Raw genomic sequence first — 591 nt, forward strand, 5'->3', positions numbered from 1 at the left:
GTTTATATTACTCACGGAGTTTTAAGTGGAGATGCTGTGAAAGCTATTAAAAATTCTCCAATCAAAAAACTTGTTATTACAGACACAATTAATAATGAGAATAAAGTAAGATCCGCCAAAAATATTGAAATTTTGTCAATTTCTAACTTAATGGGTGAAGCAATAAGAAGAATATCAAATTCTACATCTGTTTCATTTTTGTTTAAATAATTTACTTGTTTTATTAACTAACTTGAGTTAAAACGCTTTTTCTTTATGAATACGATTGATGCGAGTTTAAGAAATACTAAAACTTCTGGTGAAGTAAGTAAACTAAGATCAGAAGGCAATGTTCCTGGTATAGTCTATGGTGGAAAATCTGAAACTCAAAAAATATCTATATCAAAAAAATTATTGAAAAATTTAATTGAGAAAGAGAACTTTTTATCAAGTATATTAAATTTAAAAATTGACGGTAAGGATGAAAATGTTTTACCTAAAGAAATTTCTTACGATATCTTAACTGACGATCCAATTCATATTGACTTTTTAAGAATTGTAAAAGGTTCAAGTGTAATAATTGAAATACCAGTCAATTTTATCAATACAGAA

Annotated in this window: 1 protein-coding gene and 1 pseudogene; both read left to right on the forward strand. The window is 26.1% G+C overall.

All coding sequences use genetic code 11. The features are described 5' to 3' along the window. Nucleotides 1-210, forward strand: a pseudogene (locus AMN84_RS01835) (phosphoribosylpyrophosphate synthetase); the annotation flags it as partial. A gap of 45 nt (nt 211-255) precedes the next feature. After that, nucleotides 256-591, forward strand: a 336-nt coding sequence (locus AMN84_RS01840; protein ID WP_102133250.1) for a 50S ribosomal protein L25, incomplete at its 3' end; no start/stop codon positions are given.

This window comes from Candidatus Pelagibacter communis, assembly GCF_001180105.1.
Lineage (GTDB): Bacteria > Pseudomonadota > Alphaproteobacteria > Pelagibacterales > Pelagibacteraceae > Pelagibacter > Pelagibacter ubique_K.